22 protein-coding genes, 1 tRNA gene and 2 pseudogenes are annotated in these 26488 nt (G+C 68.8%); 13 read left to right on the top strand and 12 right to left on the bottom strand.

Annotated elements, in window-relative coordinates; translation table 11 throughout:
- The first annotated feature begins 2 nt into the window (after positions 1–2).
- On the top strand, positions 3–860 hold the full coding sequence (locus NF556_RS18315; RefSeq protein WP_252592632.1) for a C40 family peptidase: 858 nt from the start codon (positions 3–5) through the stop codon (positions 858–860).
- Here the strand turns inward: NF556_RS18315 and NF556_RS18310 are convergent.
- The 3 genes and pseudogenes from NF556_RS18310 to NF556_RS18300 form a co-directional block, all read right to left on the bottom strand.
- Entirely contained in the window at positions 845–1132 is a 288-nt protein-coding gene (locus NF556_RS18310) for a DUF899 family protein (RefSeq protein WP_345780154.1), read from the bottom strand. The two genes, NF556_RS18315 and NF556_RS18310, sit on opposite strands and share 16 nt — an antisense overlap.
- A gap of 353 nt (positions 1133–1485) precedes the next feature.
- Positions 1486–1680 (bottom strand): hypothetical protein, encoded by a 195-nt coding sequence (locus tag NF556_RS18305; protein ID WP_252592631.1) that lies wholly within the window; start codon positions 1678–1680, stop codon positions 1486–1488.
- 392 nt (positions 1681–2072) lie between these two features.
- Positions 2073–3423 (bottom strand): annotated as a pseudogene (locus NF556_RS18300) (ISL3 family transposase).
- Positions 3424–3865: 442 nt separating this feature from the next.
- On the opposite strand from NF556_RS18300, the gene NF556_RS18295 reads away from it, so the two are divergent.
- A complete protein-coding gene (locus tag NF556_RS18295) occupies positions 3866–4522 on the top strand; it encodes a hypothetical protein (protein ID WP_252592630.1) in 657 nt (218 codons plus the stop codon).
- A 53-nt stretch (positions 4523–4575) separates the two neighbouring features.
- Here NF556_RS18295 and NF556_RS18290 read toward each other — a convergent pair whose 3' ends face one another.
- Both NF556_RS18290 and NF556_RS18285 read right to left on the bottom strand, forming a co-directional pair.
- Positions 4576–5652 (bottom strand): hemolysin family protein, encoded by a 1077-nt coding sequence (locus tag NF556_RS18290; RefSeq protein ID WP_252592629.1) that lies wholly within the window; start codon positions 5650–5652, stop codon positions 4576–4578.
- The gene (locus NF556_RS18285) at positions 5649–7037 is read right to left on the bottom strand and encodes a hemolysin family protein (protein ID WP_252592628.1); all 1389 of its coding nucleotides are present in this window, start codon (positions 7035–7037) and stop codon (positions 5649–5651) included. The genes NF556_RS18290 and NF556_RS18285 overlap by 4 nt, the downstream gene beginning before the upstream one ends.
- Before the next feature lie 256 nt (positions 7038–7293).
- Between NF556_RS18285 and NF556_RS18280 the strand changes: the two genes are divergently transcribed.
- The 3 genes from NF556_RS18280 to NF556_RS18270 all read left to right on the top strand — a co-directional run bounded on the left by NF556_RS18280 (position 7294) and on the right by NF556_RS18270 (position 11936).
- On the top strand, positions 7294–8562 hold the full coding sequence (locus NF556_RS18280) for a metallophosphoesterase family protein (protein WP_252592627.1): 1269 nt from the start codon (positions 7294–7296) through the stop codon (positions 8560–8562).
- The gene (locus NF556_RS18275) at positions 8559–11207 is read left to right on the top strand and encodes an AAA family ATPase (protein WP_252592626.1); all 2649 of its coding nucleotides are present in this window, start codon (positions 8559–8561) and stop codon (positions 11205–11207) included. Before NF556_RS18280 ends, NF556_RS18275 begins: the two co-directional genes overlap by 4 nt.
- A 72-nt stretch (positions 11208–11279) precedes the next feature.
- The gene (locus NF556_RS18270) at positions 11280–11936 is read left to right on the top strand and encodes an arsenate-mycothiol transferase ArsC (RefSeq protein ID WP_252592625.1); all 657 of its coding nucleotides are present in this window, start codon (positions 11280–11282) and stop codon (positions 11934–11936) included.
- A gap of 228 nt (positions 11937–12164) precedes the next feature.
- Here NF556_RS18270 and NF556_RS18265 read toward each other — a convergent pair whose 3' ends face one another.
- From NF556_RS18265 to NF556_RS18255, 3 genes are all read right to left on the bottom strand, one after another.
- On the bottom strand, positions 12165–12773 hold the full coding sequence (locus tag NF556_RS18265) for a PIN domain-containing protein (RefSeq protein WP_252592624.1): 609 nt from the start codon (positions 12771–12773) through the stop codon (positions 12165–12167).
- A complete protein-coding gene (locus NF556_RS18260) occupies positions 12770–13156 on the bottom strand; it encodes a helix-turn-helix domain-containing protein (RefSeq protein ID WP_252592623.1) in 387 nt (128 codons plus the stop codon). The genes NF556_RS18265 and NF556_RS18260 overlap by 4 nt, the downstream gene beginning before the upstream one ends.
- Positions 13157–13390: 234 nt before the next feature.
- Positions 13391–13463: transfer RNA gene (locus NF556_RS18255), tRNA-Arg, on the bottom strand.
- A 631-nt stretch (positions 13464–14094) separates the two neighbouring features.
- Between NF556_RS18255 and NF556_RS18250 the strand changes: the two genes are divergently transcribed.
- Together NF556_RS18250 and NF556_RS18245 are read left to right on the top strand one after the other, a co-directional pair.
- Positions 14095–17745 (top strand): DUF4011 domain-containing protein, encoded by a 3651-nt coding sequence (locus tag NF556_RS18250; RefSeq protein WP_252592622.1) that lies wholly within the window; start codon positions 14095–14097, stop codon positions 17743–17745.
- Positions 17742–17942, top strand: a complete 201-nt coding sequence (locus NF556_RS18245; RefSeq protein ID WP_252592621.1) for a hypothetical protein — start codon at positions 17742–17744, stop codon at positions 17940–17942. The genes NF556_RS18250 and NF556_RS18245 overlap by 4 nt, the downstream gene beginning before the upstream one ends.
- A 149-nt stretch (positions 17943–18091) precedes the next feature.
- Here the strand turns inward: NF556_RS18245 and mscL are convergent, their stop codons facing one another.
- Both mscL and NF556_RS18235 read right to left on the bottom strand, forming a co-directional pair.
- Positions 18092–18484, bottom strand: coding sequence for a large conductance mechanosensitive channel protein MscL (gene mscL, locus NF556_RS18240; RefSeq protein ID WP_252592620.1), 393 nt, complete (start codon positions 18482–18484; stop codon positions 18092–18094).
- A gap of 182 nt (positions 18485–18666) precedes the next feature.
- Complete coding sequence (locus tag NF556_RS18235; RefSeq protein ID WP_252592619.1) at positions 18667–19317, bottom strand: SAF domain-containing protein; 651 nt, start codon at positions 19315–19317, stop codon at positions 18667–18669.
- Between the two features lie 52 nt (positions 19318–19369).
- On the opposite strand from NF556_RS18235, the gene NF556_RS21500 reads away from it, so the two are divergent.
- A complete protein-coding gene (locus NF556_RS21500; protein WP_332460662.1) occupies positions 19370–19537 on the top strand; it encodes a hypothetical protein in 168 nt (55 codons plus the stop codon).
- A 14-nt stretch (positions 19538–19551) separates the two neighbouring features.
- On the opposite strand, the pseudogene NF556_RS21495 reads toward NF556_RS21500, so the two are convergent.
- A pseudogene (locus NF556_RS21495) lies at positions 19552–19692 on the bottom strand (FmdB family zinc ribbon protein); the annotation flags it as partial.
- A gap of 59 nt (positions 19693–19751) precedes the next feature.
- Between NF556_RS21495 and NF556_RS18225 the strand changes: the two are divergent.
- Positions 19752–22394, top strand: a complete 2643-nt coding sequence (locus NF556_RS18225) for a penicillin acylase family protein (RefSeq protein WP_252592617.1) — start codon at positions 19752–19754, stop codon at positions 22392–22394.
- Here the strand turns inward: NF556_RS18225 and NF556_RS18220 are convergent, their stop codons facing one another.
- The gene (locus NF556_RS18220) at positions 22395–23042 is read right to left on the bottom strand and encodes a 5-formyltetrahydrofolate cyclo-ligase (RefSeq protein WP_252592616.1); all 648 of its coding nucleotides are present in this window, start codon (positions 23040–23042) and stop codon (positions 22395–22397) included.
- A gap of 55 nt (positions 23043–23097) precedes the next feature.
- Between NF556_RS18220 and galU the strand changes: the two genes are divergently transcribed.
- The 4 genes from galU to NF556_RS18200 are packed head-to-tail and all read left to right on the top strand — an operon-like array spanning position 23098 to position 26409.
- The gene (gene galU / locus NF556_RS18215; RefSeq protein WP_252592615.1) at positions 23098–24003 is read left to right on the top strand and encodes a UTP--glucose-1-phosphate uridylyltransferase GalU; all 906 of its coding nucleotides are present in this window, start codon (positions 23098–23100) and stop codon (positions 24001–24003) included.
- On the top strand, positions 24000–25325 hold the full coding sequence (locus NF556_RS18210; protein ID WP_252592614.1) for a molybdopterin molybdotransferase MoeA: 1326 nt from the start codon (positions 24000–24002) through the stop codon (positions 25323–25325). Before galU ends, NF556_RS18210 begins: the two co-directional genes overlap by 4 nt.
- Positions 25322–25795 carry a cyclic pyranopterin monophosphate synthase MoaC gene (gene moaC / locus NF556_RS18205; RefSeq protein ID WP_256829360.1) on the top strand — a complete coding sequence of 158 codons (474 nt, stop codon included), beginning with the start codon at positions 25322–25324 and terminating at the stop codon, positions 25793–25795. The genes NF556_RS18210 and moaC overlap by 4 nt, the downstream gene beginning before the upstream one ends.
- Positions 25792–26409, top strand: coding sequence for a GNAT family N-acetyltransferase (locus NF556_RS18200; protein ID WP_252592613.1), 618 nt, complete (start codon positions 25792–25794; stop codon positions 26407–26409). Before moaC ends, NF556_RS18200 begins: the two co-directional genes overlap by 4 nt.
- Positions 26410–26488 lie beyond the last annotated feature (79 nt).

The raw sequence follows: 26488 nt of genomic DNA, 5'->3' as shown, positions 1-26488 counted from the left end.
CCGTGACCCACCGCATCCCCGGTCGCCACCGCGCGCCCAGTCGGCTCACTGCAGCTGGCACCACGATTTCCCGCTCGGCGAAGACGACCGCTGTTGTCGCGACGTCCGGTGGCCTGCTGGCCACTGTTGTCGCCCCCGCGAGCGCCAACCCCCAGGGCATCGTCGACGAGGTCGCCTCGGTCGTCTCCGGCAACCAGTTCACTGCCACCCCGGCCGTTGACCTGCTGGCCGCGAACATGCCGATCATGGCTGAGCCCACCGACCTGCCCGCCGTGGCCGTCGCAGCCCCCGAGGACGTCGAGACCGACTTCGGCTCGCTCGGCTTCACCGGCGTCACCCCGGTCGTCGAGGAGGAGCCTGTTGTTGAGGCTGCCCCGGTGACCGAGGCTGCTGCCGCCCCTGAGGCAACCACCGACGTCAGCTCGGCCCCGAGCACGACGACGGACTCGGAGCGTTCCAACGACTACTCCGCCAGCCGCAGCGAAGAGCGCGCGGAGGCCCCGGTCCAGGAGCAGGCCCCCGCTCCCCGTGGCGGCGGCGTGATTGGCGTTGCCGCGTCCTACGTCGGTTACCCGTACGTCTACGGCGGCGGCAGCCCGTCCGGCTTCGACTGCTCCGGCTACACCTCCTACGTCTTCGCGCAGGTCGGCATCAACCTGCCCCGCAGCGCGTCGGCCCAGCAGGCCTACGCCACCCCGGTCAGCAACCCGCAGCCCGGCGACCTGGTGTTCTGGGGCTACCCGGCCTATCACGTCGGCATCTACGCCGGCAACGGCATGGTCTACGACGCGGGCAACCCCGGCGTCGGCGTCACCTACCGCTCGGTCTTCTCCGGCGTCAGCGGCTACGGCCGCGTCTGAGCACCGACAACACCCGCACCACACAGGAAGGCCCCGCTCCGGCGGGGCCTTCTTGCATGTGTGCAGCCCTCACACTGTCCCAAGGAGACCGGACCGTTGGGGCCCACGACAGTGGCGGTTGAGGGCACCTCCGTCATCGGGAGTCGTCGGCGGGCAGCGGCGATCGCGTCGCCCTCCCGCGTGTCGGCCTTCTCCCGGGACAACTGTTGGTCAAGTTCGGCGACAGCGGCCTTCCAGGTGGCCCGATCCACGATCGGTGGGTGGGCGTGCATGTTGAGCGCGCGGCGGGGCAGTCGCATCATTCTTCCTGTATGCCAAATGGCTGGGTCAGGAGGTATCGACCCGCTGGGCGTCAGGGAATCATCGCCGTAGTGGCCCGTGGCCGCTCGGCACCAGCCGTCGGCTCGTTGCCGAACTCGCCAAAGGTCTGCTCGATCGCCCTGCACGGCGGAGTCTTCGACTGGACATGGCCATCATCAGGTTGGAGACCACTTGGCCATGTGTGGGGAGGTGACCCTGCTAACTCAATGTGAGAGTCTTCACATTCCGTGGTGCCTCATGTCAAGGTGCCCGCGAAACGGGGCCCGTGCCTCAACTAGGAACTGCCCGCGAAAGTGGGTGTGGCTCAGCTGGCCTGGACGCGGATGCCGCGGCGGACGTCGGGCAGAGCTGAGGGGAAGCTGGCGAGGTAGAGGTGCTCGGTCTTGTCCTTGGCCAGGACGAGTAGCCGCTCTTGTGGCTCGGCGATGCGGCGGGCGAGGTCGGCTGGGTTCAATGAGTCGCGGTAGGTGGTCAGCTCGGCCTCCTGCTGGGGGGACAAGGACCCGGGCGCTCAGGAGGCGGTCCAGCGGGGTAGCGGGCTTGTCGTAGTGGCGGGTGCGGTGCCCGTGGCGGTCCTGCCCGTACCCGATCGGCTTCTTGGTCGGGGTGAGGTAGTTCAGCCTGTCGTTGACCAACGGCCAGAGCCGGCCCAGCGCCGTGCGCTCCTCAGCGGTGTCGTAGCGGTAGTAGAAGGCGTACTTGCGCACCAGGTGGTTGTTCTTGGATTCGATGGTGGCCTGGTCGTTCTTCTTGTACGGCCGGGACCTGGTGAAGAAGATCTGTTGGTCGGCGGCCCAGCCGATGACGGCGTGGGTGAGGAACTCGCTGTCGTTTTCGAAATTGTGCCGACGTCGGCACAATTTCAATTGTGCCGACCTGGGGATTATGGGCTCATCCCAATCGAGGGTGTAGTTGGGGTCTGAATCCTCCGGCCGCCAGGAGCGCGCGGGCTATGTAGTTGGTGAGGTTCCGGAAGCCCAAGGCGGAACCGCGCAGGTGCTCGAGGCGACCATTCAGAGCTTCGGTGGGCCCATTGCTGGTGCGGGGCCGGTCAAAGTAGGCCAGGACGTCCTCAGCTCGGCGGGACAGGGTACGGCCGAGCCTGCGCAGCTCGACCAGGGGCGCCGGGACATCGGCGGCAAGGGAATCGATGAGCGTGCGCATCAAGGTGGCGCCCTGGGTGCGGTCGGGTTCGCGGTAGACGGTGATCATGGCCTGGTAGGCGCCCCAGGTCAGCTCGACCTGCAGGTGCTCTTCGGCGGCGAACAGCTTGTCGAGCCGGTCTTGCTGTTCCTCCGTGAGCAGGTCCGCTCCGGTGGACAGGGTCCGCCGCGCGCTGTACAGCGGATCGCCCTTGCGGCCCCGGTGCCCACGGGTGACCTGCTGGATCCGTCGCCGGCACTCATCGAGGGCCTCGCCAGCGAGGCGGACGACATGGAAGGGATCGAGGACTGGGACAGCCTCGGGCACCTCTTCGGCGGTCGCCGATTTACTGCCCGAGAACCCGTCCATGGCCACGACCTGCACCCCGTCGCGCCAGGCCTGATCCCGCTGCGCCAGCCAGGCCTTGAAAGCCTTCTTGGTCCGGCCCTCGACCATGTCCAGCAACCGGGAGGGGCCGGTGCCGTCGCGCACGGGGGTGAGGTCGATGATCACGGTGACGTACTTGTCACCGCGCCGGGTGTGCCGCCAGGGGTGTTCATCGACCCCAATGACCTGCACGCCGTCGAGGCGGTGCGGGTCATCGATCAGCACCCGCCGTCCTTCGTCCAAGACCGCGTCGTTAGCGGTACTCCAGGCCACCGCGAGGGCTTCGGCGACCCGGGCCACGGTCAGGTGCTGGACCACGATCCCGACCAGGGCCCACCTCAGCCCCGCACGAGATCTTCGCTCGCGGCGGCGGCGCGGCCTTGCTGCTGTCCTGGCGCCACACGTGAGCGCACTCGGCACACCGATAGCGCCGGACCGTGACCAGCAGCGTCGTGGGTCGCCACCCGAACGGCTCGTGCGCGAACCGCCGGACCACGGTGTCCCGCGCGAACCCCTGGCTGCCGCAGGTGCGGCACCAGTCATCCGGTTCCACCACCCGGCAGGCCAGGACGGCACGCTCGGGCTCGATCAGCTGGCCAGTCGCCACGAGGCCCAGCTCGTCCAGTCCGGTGAAGGTGGTCAGGTCAGGGGTCGTGAAGATAGCGTCCGGCACGTCGAGGTCTTCCAGATCGGGCGGTGTAGGAACTCCCATCATCGGAAGACCTCGACCCACACCCCCGCACCGACGCGCCGCCCCCGATCACACCACCGCTACACCCTCGATTGGGAAGAGCCACTTTAGGTGAGTCTCGTCGCATTGACGTCGGCACGTCGAGCGGTGTACATTCCTCGTGCGCTCATGGGAGTGACGTGTAGCACATTCGCGCTAGGGAAGCAGGGGAGAAGTCGAAATGGATAGATATGGCAAGCCCACGGCTGGCTGCTACTGCCCTCCAGGGCAATCGTGTGGCGCAAAGAAGTCTTGAGATGCACTCAAGAGTTCAGGTTGCCGTTGAAGTTATTTACGTTTTGAGCGCACGCGAAGGAAGCATTTGTCCAATTCCTGGCGGACGCGGTGTTAAGTGGTTGGCTACCCACCTGCCTAGTCACGCATGAGGCGTGTCGGATATGTCGGTGTGGTCATAGTTTGCTTTATGGGCACTGCATGCAGTGCCCATAACGTGGATTCGTCAACACAGACCGCTGAACCCCAAGTTCAGAAGGCTGACAATCAAGGGACTCCAGAGGGGGTTGTCCCAGACTGGGGCGACGCGGAATCTTTTGAGGAAATGGTTGCCCTGGAGCAACAGCGGTGGCCAGAGTTGGCTGCTGGAAATCGGGTTGACGATCCACCACCCGTTGAGATCGTGAGGTTCATCGAAGAGGAAGAGTTCGCCAGTGTGCAGGTGGATTGTCTCGCAGAGTTTGGCTTCGATGCGAAAGCGACACGTGACGGGGGCGTGATTCCGCCGCGCGTTCCCGATGACCAGATTGGCGCACTCAACGAGGCAGTCTACGTGTGTCAGGCGCGGTATCCTCTGGATCCGAGGCGACGACAGGAGTTGCCGCTAGTTCCAGCGCAGGAATACTATGAGCACCTGGTGGAATCAGCACCCTGCGTCGAGCGCCTCGGGTATCCCATCTCGGTCGCACCGTCCCAAGAAGCGTGGCTTGGTCAGTATTACAGTTCAGAGGATTGGTGGAATCCATTCTCGGAGGCAACACCCGAGTCCGAGGCTGCGGTGGCAGAACTGTATGGAGCCTGCCCAAAGGAACCGGAAGGTCTATATCCCCCGCTCCCCGCTCCATGAGGGGCGGCGTCCGTACGGCCATTCTTGAAGCCCGGGCTGCCGGGTGACGCCGGTCAGGCTGTAGGCGTAGGTTGCATGTGCTGGGCACCCGCCATCGGCTCGTCCGTCTCGTCGTCGAACTCGCCAAGGATCTGCTCGAGCAGGTCCTCCAGAGAGATGAGCCCGACCACGGGCCTGTCCGGTTCACCGACCAGGGCGAGCTGGGCGCGCTCCAGACGCATCCGCTGGACCGCGTCGATGAGCGGCAGGGACCCAGGGAGAGTGATGGCCGCCTGCTCCAGGCGAGTCACGGCATACTCCGTCTGGGAGGCGGCCGTCGCCCGCACTGCATCCCGGACGTGAACCAGACCGGTGATCTGGCCGTCGCGGGTCACGAAGAGACGCGAGCGGCCACTCTCGTGGCAGATGTCCTCCACGTCGCGGGCGGTGCCCGTGTGGGGGACGCAGACGGCGTCGGAGACGGGGAACATCACCGAGCCGATCGTCTCCTCCTCGAGCTTGAGGGCTCCGGTGAGCATCGCGTGGTCCGCGTCGGGGAGCACCCCGTGCTGGTGGGACTGCGCCAGCAGCAGCTGCAGCTCCGCTGGACCGTGGGTGGCACTCACGGTGTCGACCGGTTGCACCTTAAAGGCCCGCAGCATCAGGTTGGCCAACTCGTTGAGAACCCAGATGAGCGGGCGGCTCAGCCAGGTGAAGGCGCGGAACGGCAGGGCGAGCAACACCGCCGAGGTCTCCGGGTGCGAGATCGCCCACGACTTCGGGGCCATCTCGCCGACCACCATGTGCAGGAAGACGACCAGGGCCACGGCGATGATCACGGCGATGACGTGGGTCAGCGCAGCGGGCAGCCCGACCCAGTGGATGAGCGGCTCCAGCAGCGTGGCCACGGCCGGCTCGGCCAGGGCGCCCAGTCCCAGCGTGCACAGGGTGATGCCGAGCTGGGCACCAGCCAGCATGAGCGAGAGCTCCTTGCTGGCCGAGACGGCGGCCTTGGCGGCGCGACTGCCGTCGGACGCACGCTCCTCCAGGCGGTGGCGCTTGGCAGCGACCACGGCAAACTCGGCCGCGACAAAGAAGGCGTTCAGGACCAGCAGCACGATGCTGACCAGGAGAGCGGTGCTCGTGCTCACGAGGCCACCTCCTCGACCGCGCGGACCTCTTCATCGGCCAGTGATCCCGGATGCGTGGTGGGGGCATGCACCCGCACCATGTCGGGCACGAAGCGCTGCACCGACAGCACGTCGAGGCGGACCCGGTGCACTTCGGGGGACCCGTGCTCATCCCGGGCGTCCCAGGCGACCTCTATCGTGTCGCCCTCCTCAGCGACGCGCTCCAGCCGCTCCATGATCAAGCCGGAGACGGTGTCATAGTCCTCGTGCTCGGGCAGGGCCACCCCGGTGGTGTCCAGCACCTCGTCCAGGCGCAGGCGGGCGGGGACCTCCCAGGTGCCGTCGGGTTGCTCCTCGACGGACTCCTCCTCGGTGTCTCCCTCGTCCCAGATCTCGCCCACGACCTCCTCGGCGACGTCCTCGAAGGTGATGATGCCGGCAAAGCCGCCGTACTCATCCACGACGACGGCGATCTGCCGGTGTGACTCGCGCATCTGCTCCAGCACCCGGGGCAGCGGCAGGCTCTCCGGGATGATCAGGGCGTCGCTGGCCAGGTCGCGGACCGTGGCCGTGGGGCGCTGCGCCGCGGGGACCGCGAGCAGCTCGTGCAGGCCGATGACGCCGACGATGTCGTCGATGTCGCGGCCAATGACGGGGAAACGGGAGTGCCCGGTCTCCAGCAGCTCCAGGACGCGGGCCGCGGGCTCGTCGGCCTGGACGGTCTCGACGTCGATGCGCGGGGTCATGACCTCCTGCGCGACGTGGTTGCGGAAGGCAAGGCCGCGGCCCAGCAGGCGGGAGAGGTCCTCGTCCAGCAGGCCGCCTGTGTGCGCCTCGTCGATGATGCGGTGCAACTCCTCGGGGGTGGCTCCCTGCGGGAGCTCCTCGAGCGGCTCGATGCCCACCGACCGCAGCAGGGCGTTGGAGGCCCGGTCGAACAGACCGATGATCGGTCCGGCCACGGCGAGATAGATCAGCGTGGAGCGGGACAGCGCCCGTGCCAGGGGCACCGGCCGGGCGATGGCCAGGTTCTTGGGACCAAGCTCACCGATCACCATCTGGATGCCGGTCGCGAAGACCAGGGTGATGGCCAGGGACAGGGAGGTCGTGGCGGCGGGGGACAGGTCGGTGAAGCCCATCACGTTGGCGAGGCCGCGACCCAGCAAGGGCTCTCCGGCGAAGCCGACGAGCAGGGCGGTCAGGGTGATGCCGAACTGGGCACCGGAGAGGGTGAAGGAGAGGCGGGAGGTCACCTTCAGGGCTCGCGCCGCTGCCGGGTCGCCCTCGTCGGCCAGCTTCTGCAGCTGGCCGCGGTCGACCGAGACGTAGGCAAACTCCTGGGCCACGAAATAGCCGGTCAGGACGGTGAGCACGAAAATGACGAGCAGGCCGCTGACGATCAGCACGTTGCGGTCCCCTGCGGGGCAGTGTGGGTGAAGCGCCGGGCCGAGCCCGGCCCGGTACTACTGGGCTCTGCTGGTTCGTCCACTGGGTCTGCCTGTTTATGCATGTCACGAGGATACTCGCTTGTGGCCCCCGCACCCATATTCCTGTGGACAGACCCGGCCAATAGCGCCTCCGATCCGGGGCCGGCCGGTGCGCCAGCCGGGGTCTGTCAGTGCTCTCTCCTACGGTGGGGACACCACCAAGGGAGGAGACGCAATGGTCCGCTTTCTGCACACCGCCGACTGGCAGATCGGCATGACCCGCCGCCATCTGGGCGGCGAGGCCCAGGCCCGGTTCTCCGCCGCCCGGATCGATGCGATCCGGCGCATCGGTGACCTCGCACGTGACCAGCGGTGCGACTTGGTGGTGGTGTGCGGGGATGTCTTTGAGACCAACCAGCTGTCCCGGCAGACGGTGGGGCGAGCGCTGGAGGCCCTGGCCACGGTCCCGGTGCCGGTCTATCTGCTGCCCGGCAACCACGACCCGCTCGACCCCCTCACCATCTATCGCAGCCCACAGTTCGTGCGCGACTGTCCTGCGCACGTGCACGTCCTGGACTCCTCCGAGCCCGTCTCGGTGGGCGACGGGGTGGAGCTCATCCCGGCGCCGTGGTCAGGCAAGCACCCCGACCACGACCTGGTGGGGGCGTCCGTCACCGCAGCCCTGGCCAGCGGCCGTATGCCGACAGCCGCCTCCGCGGACCCGCTGCGGATCGTGGTGGGTCACGGAGCAGTCGACCTCCTCGACCCGGACCGACACAACCGCGGCGCCATCGCGCTGGAGCCCCTGGAGACGGAGCTTGCCGCGGGCCGCATCCACTACGTCGCCCTGGGCGACCGGCACTCGCGCACGAGCGTGGGGGACAGCGGTGCTGTGTGGTATTCCGGTGCGCCCGAGGTCACCGATCACCGGGAGACCCAGCCCGGGGACGTCCTCGTCGTCGAGCTGACCGAGGGGCAGCGCCCGGACGTGACGGCGCACCACATCGGGACCTGGACGTTCCGCACCATCCGCCGTGAGGTCTCCGGAGCACGGGACGTGAGCGCCCTGGCAAGTGAGTTGTCGGCCATCGCTGACAAGGACCGCACGGTGGTCCGGCTGGCGCTGCAGGGGGTGCTCGGCGTCGGTGACCATGCCGCGCTGACCGACCTGCTGGATGAGCAGGGCGAGGTCTTTGCCGCGCTCCACCAGTGGGACCGGCACACCAACGTCGGCATCAGCGCCGACGGCGCGCAACTGTCCGACCTGCAGCTGGGCGGCTTCGTGAGCGCGGCCGCTGAGGAGATGCGCGACCTGGCCGTGACCGAGGAGACACCCGCCGGTGCGCGTGAGCTGGGTGACGAGCAGGCTGACGACGACGCCAGTCAGCATGACGACTCCAACCCGTTGGCCTGGGAGTTCGTCCCGGACGGCGAGGATGATCAGCGCAGCGCCGCCGACGCCCTGTCACTGCTGTATCGCCTGGCGCGGGAGGAGGCACGATGAAGCTGCACCGCCTGCACCTGCGCGACGTCAAGGGCGTCGTGGACCGGTCCATCGACTTCCCCGACACCGGGGTCGTCGTCATCGAGGGTCCCAACGAGGTGGGCAAGACCACCTTGCTGGAGGCCTTTGACCTGCTGCTCGATCCCCGGGCCAAGGCCACCTCTCAGTCGAGGGCTGTCAAGGCGCTCAAGCCCCTCGGCCGCGATGTCGGGCCGCGCGTGGAGGCCGAGTTCAGCGTCGGTCGCCACCGCCTGCGCTTTGCCAAGCAGTGGCTGCGCGGAGCCTCCACCGAGTTGGAGATCCTGAGCCCGGTGCGTGAGCACCACTCTGGTGAGGAGGCGCAGCACCGGCTCGACGCGATCCTCGCTGAGTCCCTGGACCGTCCGTTGTGGGATGCCCTGCGTTTCACCCAGGGCGGCGAGCTGGGCCAGATGGCACTGACCGACAGTGCGGTGCTCACTGAGGCGCTCGACGGGGCCAGCGGGGTCGACCTGCACTCCGCTGATGGGGCCTCGCTGCTGGAGCAGGTGGAGCGGGAGTTCCGCCGCTACTACACCGCCACCGGCCGCCTCACCGGCGAGCTCAAGGACGCCGTGGCCGCTGCCTCCACCGCACGGGATGAGGCGGTCCATGCCCACCGGGCCGTCACCGAGACGCAGGAGCTCGTGGAGCGTCACGAGCGGTTGCGCAACGAGCTCACCGAGCTGACCGATCGCGAGACGTCACTGACGACGCAGCTGGCGACCGCGCGCGAGCACGACGCCGAGGTCACCGAGCTCGTCCGTGCCCACGACGAGTCGACCGCCGCGCTGGCCCGCGCTCGCCAGGACTCAGTTCGTGCAGGCGAGGACCTGGCGCGGCGCGAGCGGGCCCAGCAAGACCTGACCGATGCGCAGGAGCGGCTGAGGGCAGCAGCCGAGTCCATCACCGAAAAGCAGGAGGCGCTGGCCGCGCTCCAGCAGGACACGGCTCCACTCGTCGAGGCACGCGACACCGCGCGGGGGGTGCGTGACCAGGCCGTCGAGGTTGCTGGCCGGGCGAGCGCCGACGTCGAGCTCGTCGAGGTCACCGCACGCGTGGCCACGCTGGAGCGCACGGCGCAGCGGTTGAGGCAGCTGCGTGCCGAGGAGACCGACGAGCGAGCGGTCCTCGAGGATCTGCCGGATCTTGATGCTGACGCGGTTCGATCGCTGGAGGCCGCCGATCGCACCGTGGTGGAGTTGCGCTCCCGGCTGGAGGCCAGCAGCGCCAGGGTGTCCGTGGAGGTCCTCGGCGAGCGTCGGAGCGTGGTCGTCAACGGTGAGACTGTCGACGTCTCCGGGGAGAGTGGTGCCGACCTCGCGGTTCGGGGCGGCCTCACCCTCGAGCTGCCCGGTGACCTGCGGGTCACCGTCCGGCCGGAGGAGAGCTCGGCCCAGCTCGCGACCGACCTGGCCACGGCGCAGGGACTGCAGAGCGAGTTGCTCGAGCAGGCCGGTGTCCGAGACCTTGCTGCCGCGCGTGAGGTGGCTGTCAACCGGGCGTCCGTCGCAGCACGCATCAGGCACGTCGCCGAGCAGATCGACGACCTCCTCGGTGGCCAGCGACCGGAGCATCTGAGCTCTGAGCTCGAGCAGGCCCAGAGCACCCTGGCGGAGTTGTCCGGCAGCCGGCCACAGGACTATCCACTGCCCGAGGACGTCGCCACCGCACGTGCGGTCTCCAGAGCGGCCTCTGCGGCGCGACAGGAGGCTGCGGCCGCCCTGGAGCAGGCTGAGGTGGCGCTGCGGGAGCATGAGCGTCGGTGTGACCAGGTCGAGCTCCAGGTGGAGCGGGCCGTTGCCGTCCAGAGCGAGGTGTCTGAGCGGCTCGAGCGTGATCGCAGCAGGCTCGCCGAGAGCCAGGAGCACAGCTCCGACGACGCGCTGCGCGAGGCGGTGCAAGTCGCAGGGTCGGCCTATGCCCGGGTCGAGGCGCAGGTGGGTGTCACCCGCCGGGCCCTTGAAGAGGCTGATGTTGACGGAGTGCGCTCGCGCCTGGCGCGGATCGAGCAGACCAGTCGTGAGCACCAGGTCGCCCTCGGCAGGGTCCGGCAGCAGCTGGCTCAGGTCCAGGGCCAGGTTGAGCTGGTCAGCGGGGAGGGGCGTCAGGAGGTCTATGCCGTTGCGGTGGACGAGTTCCTGCGGCTGAAGGGTGTGCTCGACGTCGTGCACGGCAAGGCACGGGCTGCGCGTCAGCTCCACGAGACGCTGGGGCGCCACCGCGATGCGGCGCACCGTGCCTACGTGCGTCCCTACCGCGACGAGATCCGCCGCCTGGGTCAGGCGGCCTATGGCGCCTCCTTCGACGTCGAGGTGGCCGATGACCTCACCATCAGCAGTCGGGCGCTCGAGGGGACGAGCGTCCCGTTCGACCAGCTGTCCGGAGGCGCCAAGGAGCAGCTCGGCATCCTGTCCCGTCTGGCGGTCGCTGGCCTCGTCGAGAGTGGCGCTGGGGTCCCCGTCATCATCGACGACGCCCTCGGTTACACCGACCCGGAGCGGCTCCAGCGCGTGAGCACCGTGTTCTCCGGCCCGGGGGAGCGCACCCAGGTGGTGCTGCTCACGTGCACACCAGACCGCTATCGCGAGCTTGTCGACGCGACGACGATTCAACTGACTGCGTAATCTCCGCTTCACTTCTGCGACTCTGGCGTACACTTGGTGTTCACCAGATGTTTACCTTCAGGGGTGAGAGCGATGGAGCTGCACAGAAGTGCCTACCGGCACGCGATGGCACGGGTGCTTGAGGAGTTGACCGAGCGCTACGCCGATGGGTTTGACGCCGCCGAGATCGCAGTGCTGGTGGACCGCAAGCGCTCCAGCTTGGAGGCCGGAGGCAAGCACGCTGAGTTCATCCCCGCCCTCGTCGAGCACGCGGTTCGCGACGAGCTGGCCACGTTGGCACGTTCTCAGGGGCGCACCCTGTCGCCGCTGCCCAAGGTCCTGTTCGTGTGTGAGCGCAACGAGGGCAGGTCGCAGGTGGCGGCGGCGCTGGCCGAGCACCTGTCCGGCGGGCGGGTGCTGGCGCGCTCCGGTGGTTTGCGTCCCACCGGGCGCCTCAACCCGCACGCGTCTACGGTGCTCGCTGAGCGGGGGATCGACCTGGTCAACCCGCTCCCGTCGGAGGTCCAGGAAGACGTGCTGGACGCGGCGGACATCCTGGTCCTCATCGGCTGCCAGGACGCCCCGCTGGTCGGTCGGCGCACCATCCACTGGGAGATCGATGACCCCTATGCCCAGGACCTCCCTGCCGCGCGTCGGATCGCGGCGGAGATCGAGAGCCGGGTGCGCGAGCTCCTCGCCGAGCTCGAGGTGCCGATCGCTCCACAGCGAGAGCTGGCCCACACCGCCTGAAGGCTCCGCCGAGCATGCCGTTGAGTGGGAGAGGCTCCTTATCTGCGTCGCGGGCGCTCCTGGGGCGGGATGCAACCCTTTTGGTGCAGGCTGCGTAGGAGGGGCGCAGGACGGCTGAGGTCCTCGATCCGACCAGGGAGGTCTGCGTGCTGAGCAAGGCCAGGCGGTCGCGAACCTAAAGTCGCTGTTCAGTGTGCCTTCGGGGGTGTGGTGAGTCGTGGCCGGTGGTCACATCCCACCTTCAGGTCCCTCGACGTCAGGGCCAGACTCGTCCTCCGCCGATTGGACGAGGTCTCGGATGACTTCGATCGCCCTGTCGCCAATGATCTGCCCCAGAACGTCCAGGATCTCCATTTCGGGCTTGCGCGACAACCGGACAGTCTGATCGTGGGCTGCTCGGATCCTGTCAGGGAACCTCACGGCCAATCGGGTCAACAGTGTCGCCGCATCGAGGAGGTCGATACTGCGCTCGGACATCCACTTCTGCGGGAAGTGCGGAGTGTTCTCCGTGAGCAGAATGTCCGCGTCGACGCTCATCGCAGCGGCAAGGACGTGCCGGTCCTTGGGGTCCATCTCGACGACCTGAACGCTCGCAAGATCGTCTGGATCGACCTCGATGAGCGCGTACTCGATGTAGTTGTTCATCAAGTTTTCGAGCCGGTCGGTGTCGGCCTGGGTGAACCCGAACTTTGCACGCAAGTTGCGCGACATCTCATCGAGGATCTGCTGGCTCCAGTGAATCTCAATGCCACCTGCGTCGGCGGCGTAGAGGAAGTAGTCGCGCAGTGTTCGCGAGAGCAGGATGTTGGCGTCAGCCAGGACGATGCTGATCGTCAATCGACGAAGCCAATCTCGTTGGAGAACTCGGCAAGCGCTTCGGCCGCCTTGCTACGACGTGCCTGGCGAGCGCGTTGGAACTTCAGGATCGCCTCGGCCGGGATCCGATGGTGAGTGCCGACTTTCACGTGATCGATCTCCCCGGAATCGACCAGCTTCATCAAGGTCGGACGCGACAAGCCGAGCATCGCGGCCGTCTCGGTGGTGGTGAACAACTCCTTGATCGGGACCACGACCGCGCCTGTGGTGCGCTCGGCATCGAGCAATGTGAGGACCTTCTCGGCGCTCGTGCGAGACAACTCCAACGTCACGCTGACCTTGTCGCCCGCACCAGCCAATGCAGTGCGCAGTGTCTGAACGTCATCGGCGAGAACCTCGGACATCCCAACCTCCAAACGGAACAAGTGAAATTAACTGCATTAACTGTAACAGTGCGCAAAGGTCCTAGGCCCGGAGAGGACGTGGAACCCTGCTTCTTGGGGGATGTAGTGCTAGCTGAGATCGGCAGGCGTTTGTGACGGTTCTGGCCAGCGAGCCGATCAAGCGTCTCGTGCCGGTGAACCCACGCAATGTCCTGAACCTGGACACCGTGTCAACGATGTCGCGACTGGACAGAGTGCCCCCGGCAGGATTCGAACCTGCGACACCCGCTTTAGGAGAGCGGTGCTCTATCCCCTGAGCTACGAGGGCGGGGAGGTCGATGGCCCGGTGGATGGTGCTGCCTCCGGGCCGATCGCCGGGGGCGAGCCTATCGCGGCGCACGGGACAACTCCTATCCTGAGGGGCATGCGGCTCCTCTTCTTCCACGGCGCGGGTGGCTTCGACGAGGATCGGGGCCTGGCTGAGGGGTTGGGGTCGGCTCTGCGTGCTTCGGTGGACTATCCGCGCCTCCCTGACCAGGACATGTCGTATGCCGCATGGTCGGCGACCGTAGGTGCCGGACTCGGCCGGGTGGAGCGCGGCGACGTGATCGTCGGCCATTCGTTCGGCGCCTCGATTCTGCTCAAGGTGTTGGCACAGGAACAGTCTCCACTGCGCGCGGCGGTCCTGCTGGCGATGCCGGACTGGAGCCCGAGCGGATGGGGCGTGCCGGACTACCAGTTCGAGGGTCCAGAGCCGGCCAGCTCAATCTCGTTGCACCACTGCACGGATGACGACGTCGTGCCCTTCGCGCACCTGGCACTACCAGGCCGGCGGTCACCAGTTCGACGGGCTCATCGAGACCCTCGCCGCCAGCATCATCGGGCGGGAGTGAGCACCGCGAGGTCGGGACCACCCGTGTCTGTCAGAACCACCCCGCGACACTGGTTAACCTGGCACCGTGAACCAACCAGTCGACGCCCAGGGCCCACGCGTCGACGCGACCTCTGACGAGGAGCGTCCGACGGCGCTCGAGACCGCGCAGGACGCATGGCGCTCAGAGCTCGCGGAACTCGGCGGACGCAACACGCTGATGTGGCATCGCGAGTTGCCCACTGGCACGATCGATCTGACTGTCGCTCACCCCGGTGGCGTCGCCAAGCTCCTGGCAGGACACAACACTCTCCTGTCCGAGCTGGTGCGAGAGTCCATGGCGCTGACCGAGGCGCGACGTCGGGTGAGCGCCATCCGCGCCAAGGGAGTGGAGCTGCAGCGCGAGTACGGCCTGAGCACGCTGTTCCTGGCCGTGGGCATGGCCTCGTGGCAGTTGCGACGCGCGCCCATCCCCCCGCGTGCACCCGTCCTGCTCCGTGGGGCCCGCATTCGCCCGACGGATGCCTCGCGTCGCGACTTCGTGCTGCGTCTGGACTCAGACGTCATTTTCAACCCTGCCCTCGAGCACTACCTCCGGGGCGAGCGTGGGATCGAGCTGGACGGGCACGAGTTGGCCAGGGCCAGCAGCGGACGACACGGGTTCGATCCGCGACCAACCTATGACCGGCTCGAGGCGCTGTGCGGCGGTCTCTCCGAGTTTGGCATTGGTCCTCAACTCGTCCTGAGCACCTATCCCCTGGCCAAGCTCCCACTGGTCGCGGAGCTGGCCGGGCCCGTGGAGACGCTGGCACGCAGACCGCTGCTGGTGTCCCTGGCGGAGGCGCAGGAGAAGTCGGGCAAGGACGTCGCGCCCGCCAAGGGCCACCGACCCCGGGCCGCGACGGTCCTTGCGGTCGATCGTGCCCAGCGGGACGTTCTCAACGTGCTCGCCCAGGGTCAGTCCGTGCTGCTCGACGCGGAACCGGGGACCGGTCGCACGCAGACCATCGTTAACGCCGTGGCACGAGCCGTCGGCGAGGGTGGCTCGGTGCTGGTGGCCGCTGAGCAGCGGCGAGCGCTGGAGGACGTCCAGGAGCGACTACGCAGCATCGGCCTCGGTGATCTGGCTCTCGACCTGCGGGAGACGGCGGCCGCTGCGCGACGCGCTGGGGCGACCCTGGTCGACGCGCTGGACCGCCATCAGAGCGAGCAGCCCATGACCAGTGATTCTGCCGCTCCCGTCGTGACCGAGGACCCCCTCGTGGTGCTCGCGGAGCACCAGGAGCATCTGCACGGACGTCGTGAGCCCTGGGGCGTGACGCTCGCCGAGACGCACGAGGTGTTGGCCCGCCTCGCAGCCCTGGAGCGCTCGCCCGCCTCACACGTGCGGCTGGAGGGCGATGTGCTCGCCGGTCTCACCCCCGACAGCATGAGTGAGATCCGGGAGGCCCTGACCCGAGCCGTGAGCGCCGGTGCCTGGAAGCGTCGTGCGGAGGACCCATGGTTCGGTGCTCAGATCACCACCGACCAGGACGCGGAGCGCGCTGCAGCGCTTGTGGCTGACCATGTCGGTGGGCGCTTCTCCCAGGCACGCGAGGACGTCAACGCACTGGCCAAGGCCGTGGGACTGCCTGCACCGGTGAACCTGCAGCAGTGGAACCGGATCTTTGAGTTGCTCCGTCAGGTCCGGGACACGCTCGACGTCTTCACCCCCGAGGTCTATGAGTCACCGCTGGAGGACCTCGTCCGCGCGACGACCAAGCAACCGCGGGGGAGTGCCGACAAACTGTCGACGGTTGCGCGCACGAGGTTGCGTCGCCAGGCACGCAGTCTGCTGCGCCCGGGCACACCCCCGCCCGACGTGGGCGACCGGCTCGCCCACGCACTGCAAGAACGCTCTGAGTGGGAATCTCTCGCTGGCCGGGCGGCCCGACCGAGCACGCCCAGGGGCTGGGAAGAGGCCGCCGCAGAGTTCGAGGGGATCCACAGCGACCTGACCTGGCTGGCCGAGGTGCTCCAGACCACGACGCACGGTCGCGAGTTTGAGACCACGCACCTGGATCTGGTGCTCGAGCGTCTGGTGCGCCTGGACGCCCAGGCGGACCGGCTGCCGGTGGTGGCGGCTGTGCACGGTGACCTGCAACCGTTGCGGGATCGGGGGCTGGGCCGCTTGGTCGATGACCTGGCACAGCGCGGCGTGGCAGAAGACGACGTTGAGGCTGAGGCTGACCTGGTCTTCTGGGCCTCTGTGCACGACCAGATGGCCCGGCAGACGCCACAGGCCACGGGGGCCGAGCTGCACGGGGTCGTGGCCCTGCTTGAGCGCCAGGAAGAGGCCCGGGCCGAGGCTGCGCGCAGTGCTGTGGTCCACGCTGCTCGCGACCGTGTGAGCGCCGTGCTGGCAGCCCACCCAGAGCAGGCAGACGCCCTGAGAGCAGTGGTCGAGGCAGGGCCGCCGCTGCGGACGATCGACCTGATCCAGGCTGCGCCGGATCTGGTGCGGGCACTAAGGCCGTGCTGGCTGACCAGCCCGCTGACCGTCCCGGCGACGATCCCGACGGACACGGAGCTGGATCTCATCGTGATCGAGGAGGCGCAGCAGATCCCCCTCGCGCACGCCGTGCCAGCCCTGACCCGAGGCGCCACCGTGCTCATCGCCGGCGACTCCGGCGGGCTGCCGGGCCTGCCCGTCGCGGGAGTCGCCGACGCGGCGCAGGACCCAGCCCCCGCTGGAGGTGAGTCCCTCCTCAGCTCGGCGTCCAGGGTTCTGCCGGTGCGACACCTGGACACGCACTATCGGTCCCTCGATGACCGGATGTTGCCCCGACGTCCGGGCTCCGCGGTCACCGGCTATCCCGGAGTCCTGCGCCAGTCCCGGATCGCCGTCGTGGAGGCAGAGGGCAAGGATGAGGCCATCACCCGAATGGTCGACATCGTGCTCGATCACGCTCGGCGCAGCCCCCGCCACTCCCTCGGCGTGGTGGTTGATGATGCTGCCCTCGTGCCACACGCCGAGACCCTCCTCTGGGAGCGGGTGGCAGGTGAGGCGGACCTGGTCGCGTCGTTCCGCGAGGACGTCGCCGAACCATTCGTGCTGAGCACCGTGGAGCGGGCAGCGGGCGATGTGCGTGATCGCCTGGTGCTTGTCCTGACCGGCCGGGACCAGTTGTCGCAGGCCTGGGGAGCGGCCGCGCTCAACGCGGCCCGCCGCTCCATCGTGGTCGTCAGTGACCGCCCCCTGGGCGACCTGCCCGCCTCGCCCGGTCTCGACCTTGTCCGGGCGACCGTTGCACGCGCCGCAGTCGACCCCGAGCAGCCGGGCTCCGCACCACGGGACCCCGCACCGCAGGACTCCGCACCACAGGACTCCGCACCACGGGACTCCGCACCACAGGACTCCGCACCACAGGCTCCGGCGCTCGTGGCAGATCTGGCCCAGCGGTTGCGCGCCGAGAACCTGACTGTCCGATTGGGCTTTGGCAGCGGGCCGCAGAGGATCGAGCTCGTGGTCGACGACCCCGACGACCGGAACCGTCCGCTGCTGGCCATCGACACCGACGCCCACCCGGACCCCGACGGGCCGGACGCCGACCGGCTCTACAACCGGATCCTGCATCTGCGGCAGCTGGGGTGGACTCCGGTGCAGGTCTGGACGACGGATGTCTTCCGCGACCCGGCCCGCGAGGTGGCCCGACTCGTCGACCTCGCCAGGCGTGCCTCAGCGCAGCGACAGCGATGACGCATGACGAGGTGCCGGAGCGGCGCCGACACCGCCGTGTCATCGCTCCCGCCACCAACGCCAACCCAGAGGACACCCCGGACTTCACCGAGCCGCACGGTGACCTGGACGAGCAGGGCTCCGGGGGGGACGGGCCCAGCCAGGAGGTTGGCACCGACCAGTGGTGGCGAGCGCAGCGTCCGCCCCACTGGGGATAGCGAGACCCGCCGCGCACCCTCGCTGACAGGTTGCCGGCACCGACAACGACACGGGCCCGCCTCCCCGAGAAGGGAGTCGGGCCCGTGGGCGTTGAATCAGGCGCTGCTGCTCAGTGCGGCACGCAGCTGGTTGTGCGCAACGAGTTGGGTCAGCCGTTGCGACGAGCGAGCAGGTCGCGGATCTCGGTCAGCAGAGCGACGTCCTCGGCCGGAGCCTCTTCCTCCTCCTTGCCAAAGCCCATGCGCTCGTTGACCTTGTTCATCGGGACAACAATGACGAAGTAGACAACGGCAGCGGTGAGCAGGAAGACGATGACGGCATTGATGATGGCCGCGAAGTCCATGTAGGTGGCCGGGTTGCCACTGATGACGTGGAAGCCCAGGCCGCTGGCCTCAGCACCACCCATGGCGTTGAGCAGCGGCGTGATCAGGCTGCTCACGACCACGTCAACCACTGCAGCGAATGCGGTGCCGATGACCACCGCGACAGCGAGGTCGACGATGTTGCCCCGCATGATGAAATCCTTGAAGCCCTGGAGCATGATTCCTCCGAGTTCTGCGCCCTTTCCTGGACGCTTAAATGCCAATGAATCCTGAGCCGCCTTTGGCGCAGGGCGACGGAGACGATAGCGCAGGGTGGCACAAGATCACAGTTTGTGGCCCGTTGTGTCGTGATGCGACATGACTGTTGAGTAGGAAACGCAGGGCCTTCGACGGCCGTCGGTCAGCGCCGCAGCACGACGGTCAGGCCCGCTCCGGGCTGGTCGCTGCTGCCGGCGACCGCGAGTCGACTCGCCTCTTTCGACGTCACCGCGACCAGAAAGCTGAGCGCCTCGCTGCTGGCCTCCGGGCCCGACACCTGCTGGACGAGCAGGACGTCCTGCGCCAGGACCGTGCCGTCCACGGTGGTGAGGACATCGACCCGCAGCCCGGGGTGCAATGTCCCGGCCAACTCCGGGACGGACAGCGGCAGGTGGGTCAGCACCAGGTCGGGCTCCAGCCCCTCGAGCGGCCCGTCCGGCGCGATGCGGACGTCGGTCAGGATCTCCCCGGCCCGCAACGGCGCGGTCGTGACCGCACCGTGCGCCTCGGCCGAGTCAGTGAGGGCACCGTCGGGGACCAGATGGTCCGGGACCCGGGCCGTGCGCACCGACTCCGGCCCCAGGGTGGCGCCGACGGAGACATCCGAACCGGCCACCAGCACAGCAGACCCGGGATCAGGTGAGGCGGGCGCCAGAGCCGTCGTCGCGGCATACACCGCTGTGCCGAGCAGTGCCGCGGCGAGGGTCTTGCGCGCGACACCCCGACGCCACACTGAGCGCCGGTCGCGCCCGCGCAGTGGCAGTCGTGGGGGCAGTCGTGGAGGTCTGGTCACCCGATGAGGCTAGGGAGCCTCTCAGGCGCTGGCTGCCTTCGAGGAGGAGCTTGTGGACGACGAGCTCGTCGACGTGCTGGGTGTGGACGAGCTGCTGCTCGAGGACTTGGTGTCCGAGGAGCTGCTGGAGGAGTCCTTTGAGGAGCTGTCCGAGGACTTGCTCCCCGAGGAGTCGCCGCTCGAGGCCGACACCGCACCCTTGCGCGAGTCGGTGCGATAGAAGCCGGACCCCTTGAACACGACACCGACCGAGCCGTAGCGCTTGCGCAGCGCACCGCCGCACTCCGGGCACACCGTCAGAGAGTCGTCGCTGAAGGCCTGCTGGATGTCGAATGCGTTGTCGCAGTCCTTGCAGGCATAGGAATAGGTCGGCACGGTGCACGATTGTACGTCGGATGCGCGTCCGGACCGATTCGGTGGCTTACGCTCGGAGCGTGCCCCGAAGTCTCCTGCGTCGCGTCCTCGTCCCACTGGCCGCGGCCCTGGTGCTGGTGATCGTGGCCGCCTTCGTCCTGGGAGTGGGCCTGGTGCGCCGGTCCTTCCCCCAGAGTGACGGTGAGCTGACCCTCGCGGGCCTGTCCTCCGAGGTCGAGGTGCTGCGTGACGACCGGGGGATCACCCACATCTATGCCGACACCTCCGAGGACCTGTTCATGGCCCAGGGGTTCACGGCTGCGCAGGACCGGTTCTTTCAGATGGACCTGCGCCGCCACGTGACGGCTGGCCGGCTGGCGGAGCTGGTGGGCGAGCCCGGGGTGGAGACCGACCAGGTGATCCGGACCATGGGCTGGCGCCGGGTCGCGGAGCAGGAGCTCCCCAAGCTGGACGCGGACACGCGCCGCTATCTGTCCGCCTACACCGCCGGTGTCAACGCCTACCTGTCGGACAAGGGCTCGCCCTCGCAGGTCGCGCTGGAGTATGTCGTGCTCGGACAGAGCGTCCCGGACTATCGGATCAGGCCCTGGGACGACGTGGACTCTCTGGCCTGGCTCAAGGCGATGGCCTGGGACCTGCGCGGCAACTACACCGACGAGCTCGCCCGTGCGCGCCTCGTCGGAGAGCTGTCCCGCGGACAGCTCGCCTCGCTCTATCCCGACTATCCCTACGACACGAACGCACCGATCCTCTCCGAGGACGAGTGGGAGCCCGAGCCGGAGGCCGACACCACGGCGGATGAGGGCACCCGCGGCGACGAGCCCAGCACCGGCAGGGGAGCGCCGGCGCCGGAGCGCAAGAGCGAGCAGGGCACGCAGGGCGGCGGACCGGACCCGGTCGAGGTGGCGGCGGCCTACGACAGTGCGCTGAGCGCGATGGACGCGGTGCCCAACCTGCTCGGTGAGGGGGCGGGCATCGGCTCCAACTCCTGGGTCGTCTCCGGGGATCACACCGAGTCCGGGATGCCGCTGCTGGCCAACGACCCGCACCTGGGCATCACCCAACCGGGCATCTGGATGCAGGCCGGCCTGCACTGCCGCGAGGTCAGTGCAGCCTGCCCGTTCGACGTCACCGGGTTCACTTTCGCCGGGTTCCCCGGCGTGATCATCGGCCACAACAGTGACATCGCCTGGGGGCTGACCAACCTCGACCCGGACGTCACCGACTTTTATCTCGAGGAGATCAACGAGGACGGTCAGGTCCGGCGCGCGACCGCCTGGGAACCGCTCGAAGAGCGCACCGAGGTGATCAAGGTCGCCGGCGGTGACGACATCGAGATCACCGTGCGTGAGTCGCGCCACGGACCGATCCTGTCCGACGTGATCGGCTCCGTGCGATCCGCCGGTCAGACGGCCCCGATCAACGGGGTCGAGTCGCTGACCTCCTATGACGTGTCGATGGCGTGGACCGGCCTGGAGGTCACCCGCACTGCTGACGCGGTCTTCATGCTCAACACGGCCACCGACTGGCACTCCTTCCGCGAGGCCGCCCGCAAGTTTGCGGTGCCCAGCCAGAACCTGGTCTATGCCGACACCCAGGGCAACATCGGCTATCAGGCGCCGGGGTTGGTCCCCATCCGCGAGACCAGCACCAACGGCGCCCCTCCCGGGTTCTATCCGGCCCAGGGCTGGCTGCCGGCGTATGACTGGAAGGGCTGGGTGCCGTTCAGCCAGATGCCCCACGCCCTCAACCCTGATGACGGTGTCATCGTCACGGCCAACCAGGCCGTGACCGCAGGCAGCCGCCCGTTCCTGACCACTGAGTCCGACAAGGGTTATCGCTCCCAACGGATCACCGACCTGATCGCCGAGAAGACGGCCGAGGGCCCGTTGACAGCCGACGACATGCGCGAGATCCAGGGGGACACCCGCAACGCCTTCGCCGACGAGCTCGTCCCGGCGCTGCTGGAGGTGGACGTGCCCAACTCCGACTTCTATCGCGAGCCGCAGCAGATGCTGGCCGACTGGGACCGCACGGCGCCGGTCGAGGGTGAGCAGTCCGCGGCCGCGATGTACTACTACGCGGTCTGGGCCAACATCCTCGACCTCACGTTCGACGACGAGCTGCCCGCCGACCTGTCCGCGGACGGCAACTCTCGCTGGATGCTGGTCATCACCAACCTGCTGGAGCGTCCCGAGGACGACTGGTGGGACGACCAGCGCACGGCCGGGGTGGTCGAGACCCGTGACGAGATCCTGCGCCAGGCGATGATCAACGCGCGCCTGGACCTGACCAAGCGCAGCAGCAAGGACCCCGAGTCGTGGTCCTGGGGCGAGCTGCACAACGTCCCGATGCGGCACGAGGTGCTCGGCGGCGACGACATCCCGGGCATCGTGCGGTGGGCCTTCAACGAGGGACCCTTCCCGACGCCGGGCGGATCATCGCTGGTCAACGCCTTCAACTGGGAGGCGGGCTCCAACAGCTTCCGGGTCACGTCGGGGCCCTCGATGCGCATGGTGGTCGACCTGGGCGACCTGGACGCCTCGACCTGGGTCAACCTGGGCGGCAACTCCGGGCACCCGTTCCACCCCAACTACAACGACCAGACCTCGGCCTGGCTGGCCAACGAGACCTTCCCGTGGGCGCACAGCCGGGCGGCGGTCGAGGAAGAGGCGCTCCACACGCTGATCCTGAACCCCTGACTAGGTCAGGCGCGTCACCCCGTGGGTGGTCAGCACACCACCCACCGGTATGTCGTGGGGCGCGTGCGGCACCTCCAGGTCCGGGGCGGCGTGGCTCGGGAACTCGTGGTCGTGCAGGGCGACGATGACCGGCACCCCTGGCCGGACCAGGTCCAGAGCCCGGTCGTAGTAGCCACCGCCCTGACCCAGCCGCCATCCCTGCGGGTCCACGGCGAGCCCGGGGATGAGGGCGATGTCCACCCCGAGCAGCGCATCCGGGCCCAGCTCGTCACCGGTCAGCCGTGCCCCGTGCATCACCTGGTCCGGGTCTCCGTCACCGGTGGCCTCGGTGGCTGCGACCCACTGCAGGTCGTGACTGTCGCGCACCGTGACGGGAAGCAACACCTGCACGCCCTCGCCCAGCAGCGCCTGCACGAGCTCACCGACAGGGGGCTCGGTGGCCAGCGGACGAAAGGCCGTGACGACCAGGCCGGCGAGGTCTGCTCGACCCAGCCCCGCGGCATACTCCTGCGCCCAGGTGAGGAAGGCCGTGGCGAGCTCGGTGGACTGGGCCGCGCGCCCTGCCGCCCCCTGAGCCTCGACCAGCTCGCGTCGCCGGGACCGCACCCGCGACCTGGCCTCCTTCTTGGCAGCCCGCACGTCATCCATGCCCCGCATTGTCCCCGACCTGACCCCGCGCGCGTGGACCGTTAGTGTGTGGGCCATGAGCGAGCCCATCGCGCGCCCGCGCAAGGCAGTCATCCCGGTGGCCGGCCTCGGCACCCGGTTCCTGCCCGCGACCAAGGCCGTGCCCAAAGAACTCCTGCCCGTCGTCGACCGCCCTGCGATCGAGTACATCGTCGAGGAGGCGGTCCGGGCCGGGCTGTCCGACGTGCTCATGATCACCGGGCGGGGCAAGGGGGCGATCGAGGACCACTTCGACGGGCACCCCGAGGTGGAGCGCGCGCTGGAGGCCAAGGGCGACCAGCAGCGCCTCGACCGGGTCAACGCCAGCACCGGCATGGAGGTCCACTTCGTGCGTCAGGGGGTGCCCAAGGGGTTGGGGCACGCGGTGCTCTGCGGGCGCTCGCACGTCGGGGACGAGCCGTTTGCGGTGCTCCTGGGCGACGACATGATCGACGAGCGCGACCACCTGCTGGAGCAGATGATCGAGGTGCAGGCGCAGCGCGGCGGCTCGGTCGTGGCCCTGATGGAGGTGCCCCGCGACCAGGTCAGCCTGTATGGCTGTGCCGCGATCGACCCGGCCGATGAGGGCCAGGACGTCGTGCGCATCACCGGGATGGTGGAGAAGCCCCCGGTGGACGAGGCGCCCTCCAACCTCGCGGTGATCGGCCGCTATGTGCTGCACCCGCGGGTCTTCGACGTGCTGGAGCACACCCCGCCCGGCCGCGGCGGCGAGATCCAGCTGACCGACGCGCTGCTCGAGCTCGCGGGCGCGGAGGGGGAGGGTGCCGGCATGACCGGTGTCGTCTTCCGCGGACGCCGTTATGACACCGGCGACCGGCTCGACTATCTCAAGGCGGTCGTGCGGCTGGGGCGCGAGCACCCCGAGCTGGGCGCCGACTTCTCCGCCTGGCTCGACGGGTTCGTGCGCGGGGACGCCACGTGAGGACGGTCGCCGAGCATCTGGAGGCGGTGCTCGCCCAACTCACCCCGGTGGCGGCCACGACCGTGCCGCTGAGCCAGGCCCACGGCCTGGTGCTCATCGAGGACGTGAGCAGCCCGGTCGACCTGCCGCGGTTCGCCAACTCCGCCATGGACGGGTATGCCGTGCGTGCCAGTGAGATCGCCGGCGTCACCCCCGAGGAGCCCAGGGTCCTGCCGGTCCTGGGGGACATCGCTGCAGGTGACGGGGCGCCGCGCACCCACCGCGACTTCCACGCCTGGCGGATCCTGACCGGCGCCCCGGTCCCGGAGGGCGCCGACGCGGTCGTGCGTGTCGAGGACACCGACGGCCACCCGCGCGAGGTCATGATCAAGGCGGCCGTCGAGGCGGGTGCCAACGTCCGGCCAGCGGGGGAGGATGTGCGCGCTGGCTCGGTGATCCTGCGGGCCGGGACCCGGATCGGCCCCGCCCAGTTGGCCGTCCTGGCCTCTGCCGGTGTCGCCGAGGTCAGCGCGACCGGCCAGCTCAGCGTCGTCGTCCTGTCGACGGGCAACGAGCTCGTCCCGGTGGGTGAGCCGGTGGGGCCCGGACAGATCCATGACTCCAACGGCCCGATGCTGGCCGCGCTCGTCCGGGCGGCGGGCCACTTCGGGGTGTTTGCCGGCCACCTGCCCGATGACGAGAAGGCGATCAAGGCCGAGATCGATCACCACCTGACCCACGCCGACCTGGTGGTCACCAGCGGCGGCGTGAGCAAGGGTGGCTCCTATGACCCGGTGAAGTCCGTGCTCACCGGTGTCGGGTCGATGGAGTTCACCGAGGTCGGCATGCAGCCCGGCAAACCCCAGGGCTTCGGGCTGCTGGGCAAGCGCAAGGTGCCCGTGTTCACGCTGCCGGGCAACCCGGTGAGCGTGCTGGTCAGCTTCGAGGTCTTTGTGCGTCCTGCCCTGGCCGCCCTGGCCGGACAGCGTTATGAGCCCGTCACCGTGCCCGCGGTGGTGCTGCAGGGCTGGGACTCGCCGGAGGGCCGCGCGCAATATCACCGGGTCTCGCTGAGTCGCGACACCAGTGGCGCCTATGCCGCCCAGCCGGTCAGCGGGCCGGGCTCCCACCTGGTCGGTGGCCTGGCCCTGGCTGACGGGCTGGCGGTCATCCCGGCCGAGGCCACGCAGGTGGCGACCGGCTCTGAGGTGCGCGTCCTGCCGCTGCGGCCGCTGTGGGAGATCGAGGCCGATGTCGTCGCGGAGCGGGACGCTGCGCAAGCTGCGGAGACTGACCCTGCGGAGACTGACGCTGCGGAGGCCGGCCGCGAGGACCGCGGGTGAGCGAGCCGTTGCGACACCTGCGCGCCGACGGCACGGCACACATGGTGGATGTCAGCGCCAAGGCCATCACGGCCCGCGAGGCGACCGCGACCGGGCGGGTGCGACTGTCGCCGGAGGCCGTGCGAGCCCTGCGCGAGGGGACCGCCCCCAAAGGTGACGCGCTCGGCGTTGCCCGACTGGCCGGCATACAGGCTGCCAAGAAGACCCCGGATCTGGTGCCACTTGCCCACCCGGTCGCCGTGCACGCCGTCGAGGTGGACCTGACCGTCGTCGATGACGGCGTGGAGATCCAGGCGACCGTGCGGACCGCGGACCGCACGGGCATCGAGATGGAGGCCCTGACCTGCGTCAGCGTCGCCGCGCTGGCCATGGTGGACATGATCAAGGCGGTCGACAAGTTGGCCGTCATCACCGATGTCATGGTCGTGGCCAAGTCGGGCGGACGTTCCGGGGACTGGACACGGCCGTGATCACCTGGCCGGTCCGGCTGCAGGAAGTGCGTGCCGACGGGGTCGAGATCGTGCTGCGGGGCCTGACCCGACACGACCGCGCCCGCTGGTTGGAGATGCGCGAGGAGAACGTCGACTGGCTGCGGCCCTGGGAAGCCACCGTGCCCACCGGACCGGAGGCGCCCATCGGGTTCACGCGGCTGCGCAGGCTGCTGGATCGCGCCGCCGGGGAGGGCCGGGTGCTGCCGTTTGTGATCGAGGCCGACGGGCTGCTCGTGGGCCAGATGCAGCTGTTTGACATCGTGTGGGGCTCGCGGTGGACGGCGTCGGCCGGCTACTGGTTGGACCATCGCGCCACCGGCCGCGGACTGGCCGCCTGGTCGCTGGCCATGCTGATCGACCACGCCCTGCACGACGTCGGGCTGCACCGGGTCGAGGTCGCGATCCGCCCGGAGAACACCGCGAGCCTGGCCGTGGCGCGGCGGCTGGAGCTGCCGGACGAGGGCTTTCGGGCCGGCCTGGTGCACGTCGACGGCGCCTGGCACGACCACGTGGAGTTTGCGATCACCGACCAGCAGCTGGGCGCCGAGCGCCTCGTGGACCGGCTGCGCCGGCCCAACCCACCGAGCGCGTGAGTGACTGAGGATGGACACCACCGAGCGCGTGAGTGACTGGGGATGGACACCACCGAGCGCGTGAGTGACTGAGGATCGA

Source organism: Ornithinimicrobium faecis (assembly GCF_023923225.1).
Taxonomy (GTDB): Bacteria; Actinomycetota; Actinomycetes; order Actinomycetales; family Dermatophilaceae; genus Ornithinicoccus; species Ornithinicoccus faecis.
This window is presented reverse-complemented; position numbering and strand designations above follow the sequence as displayed.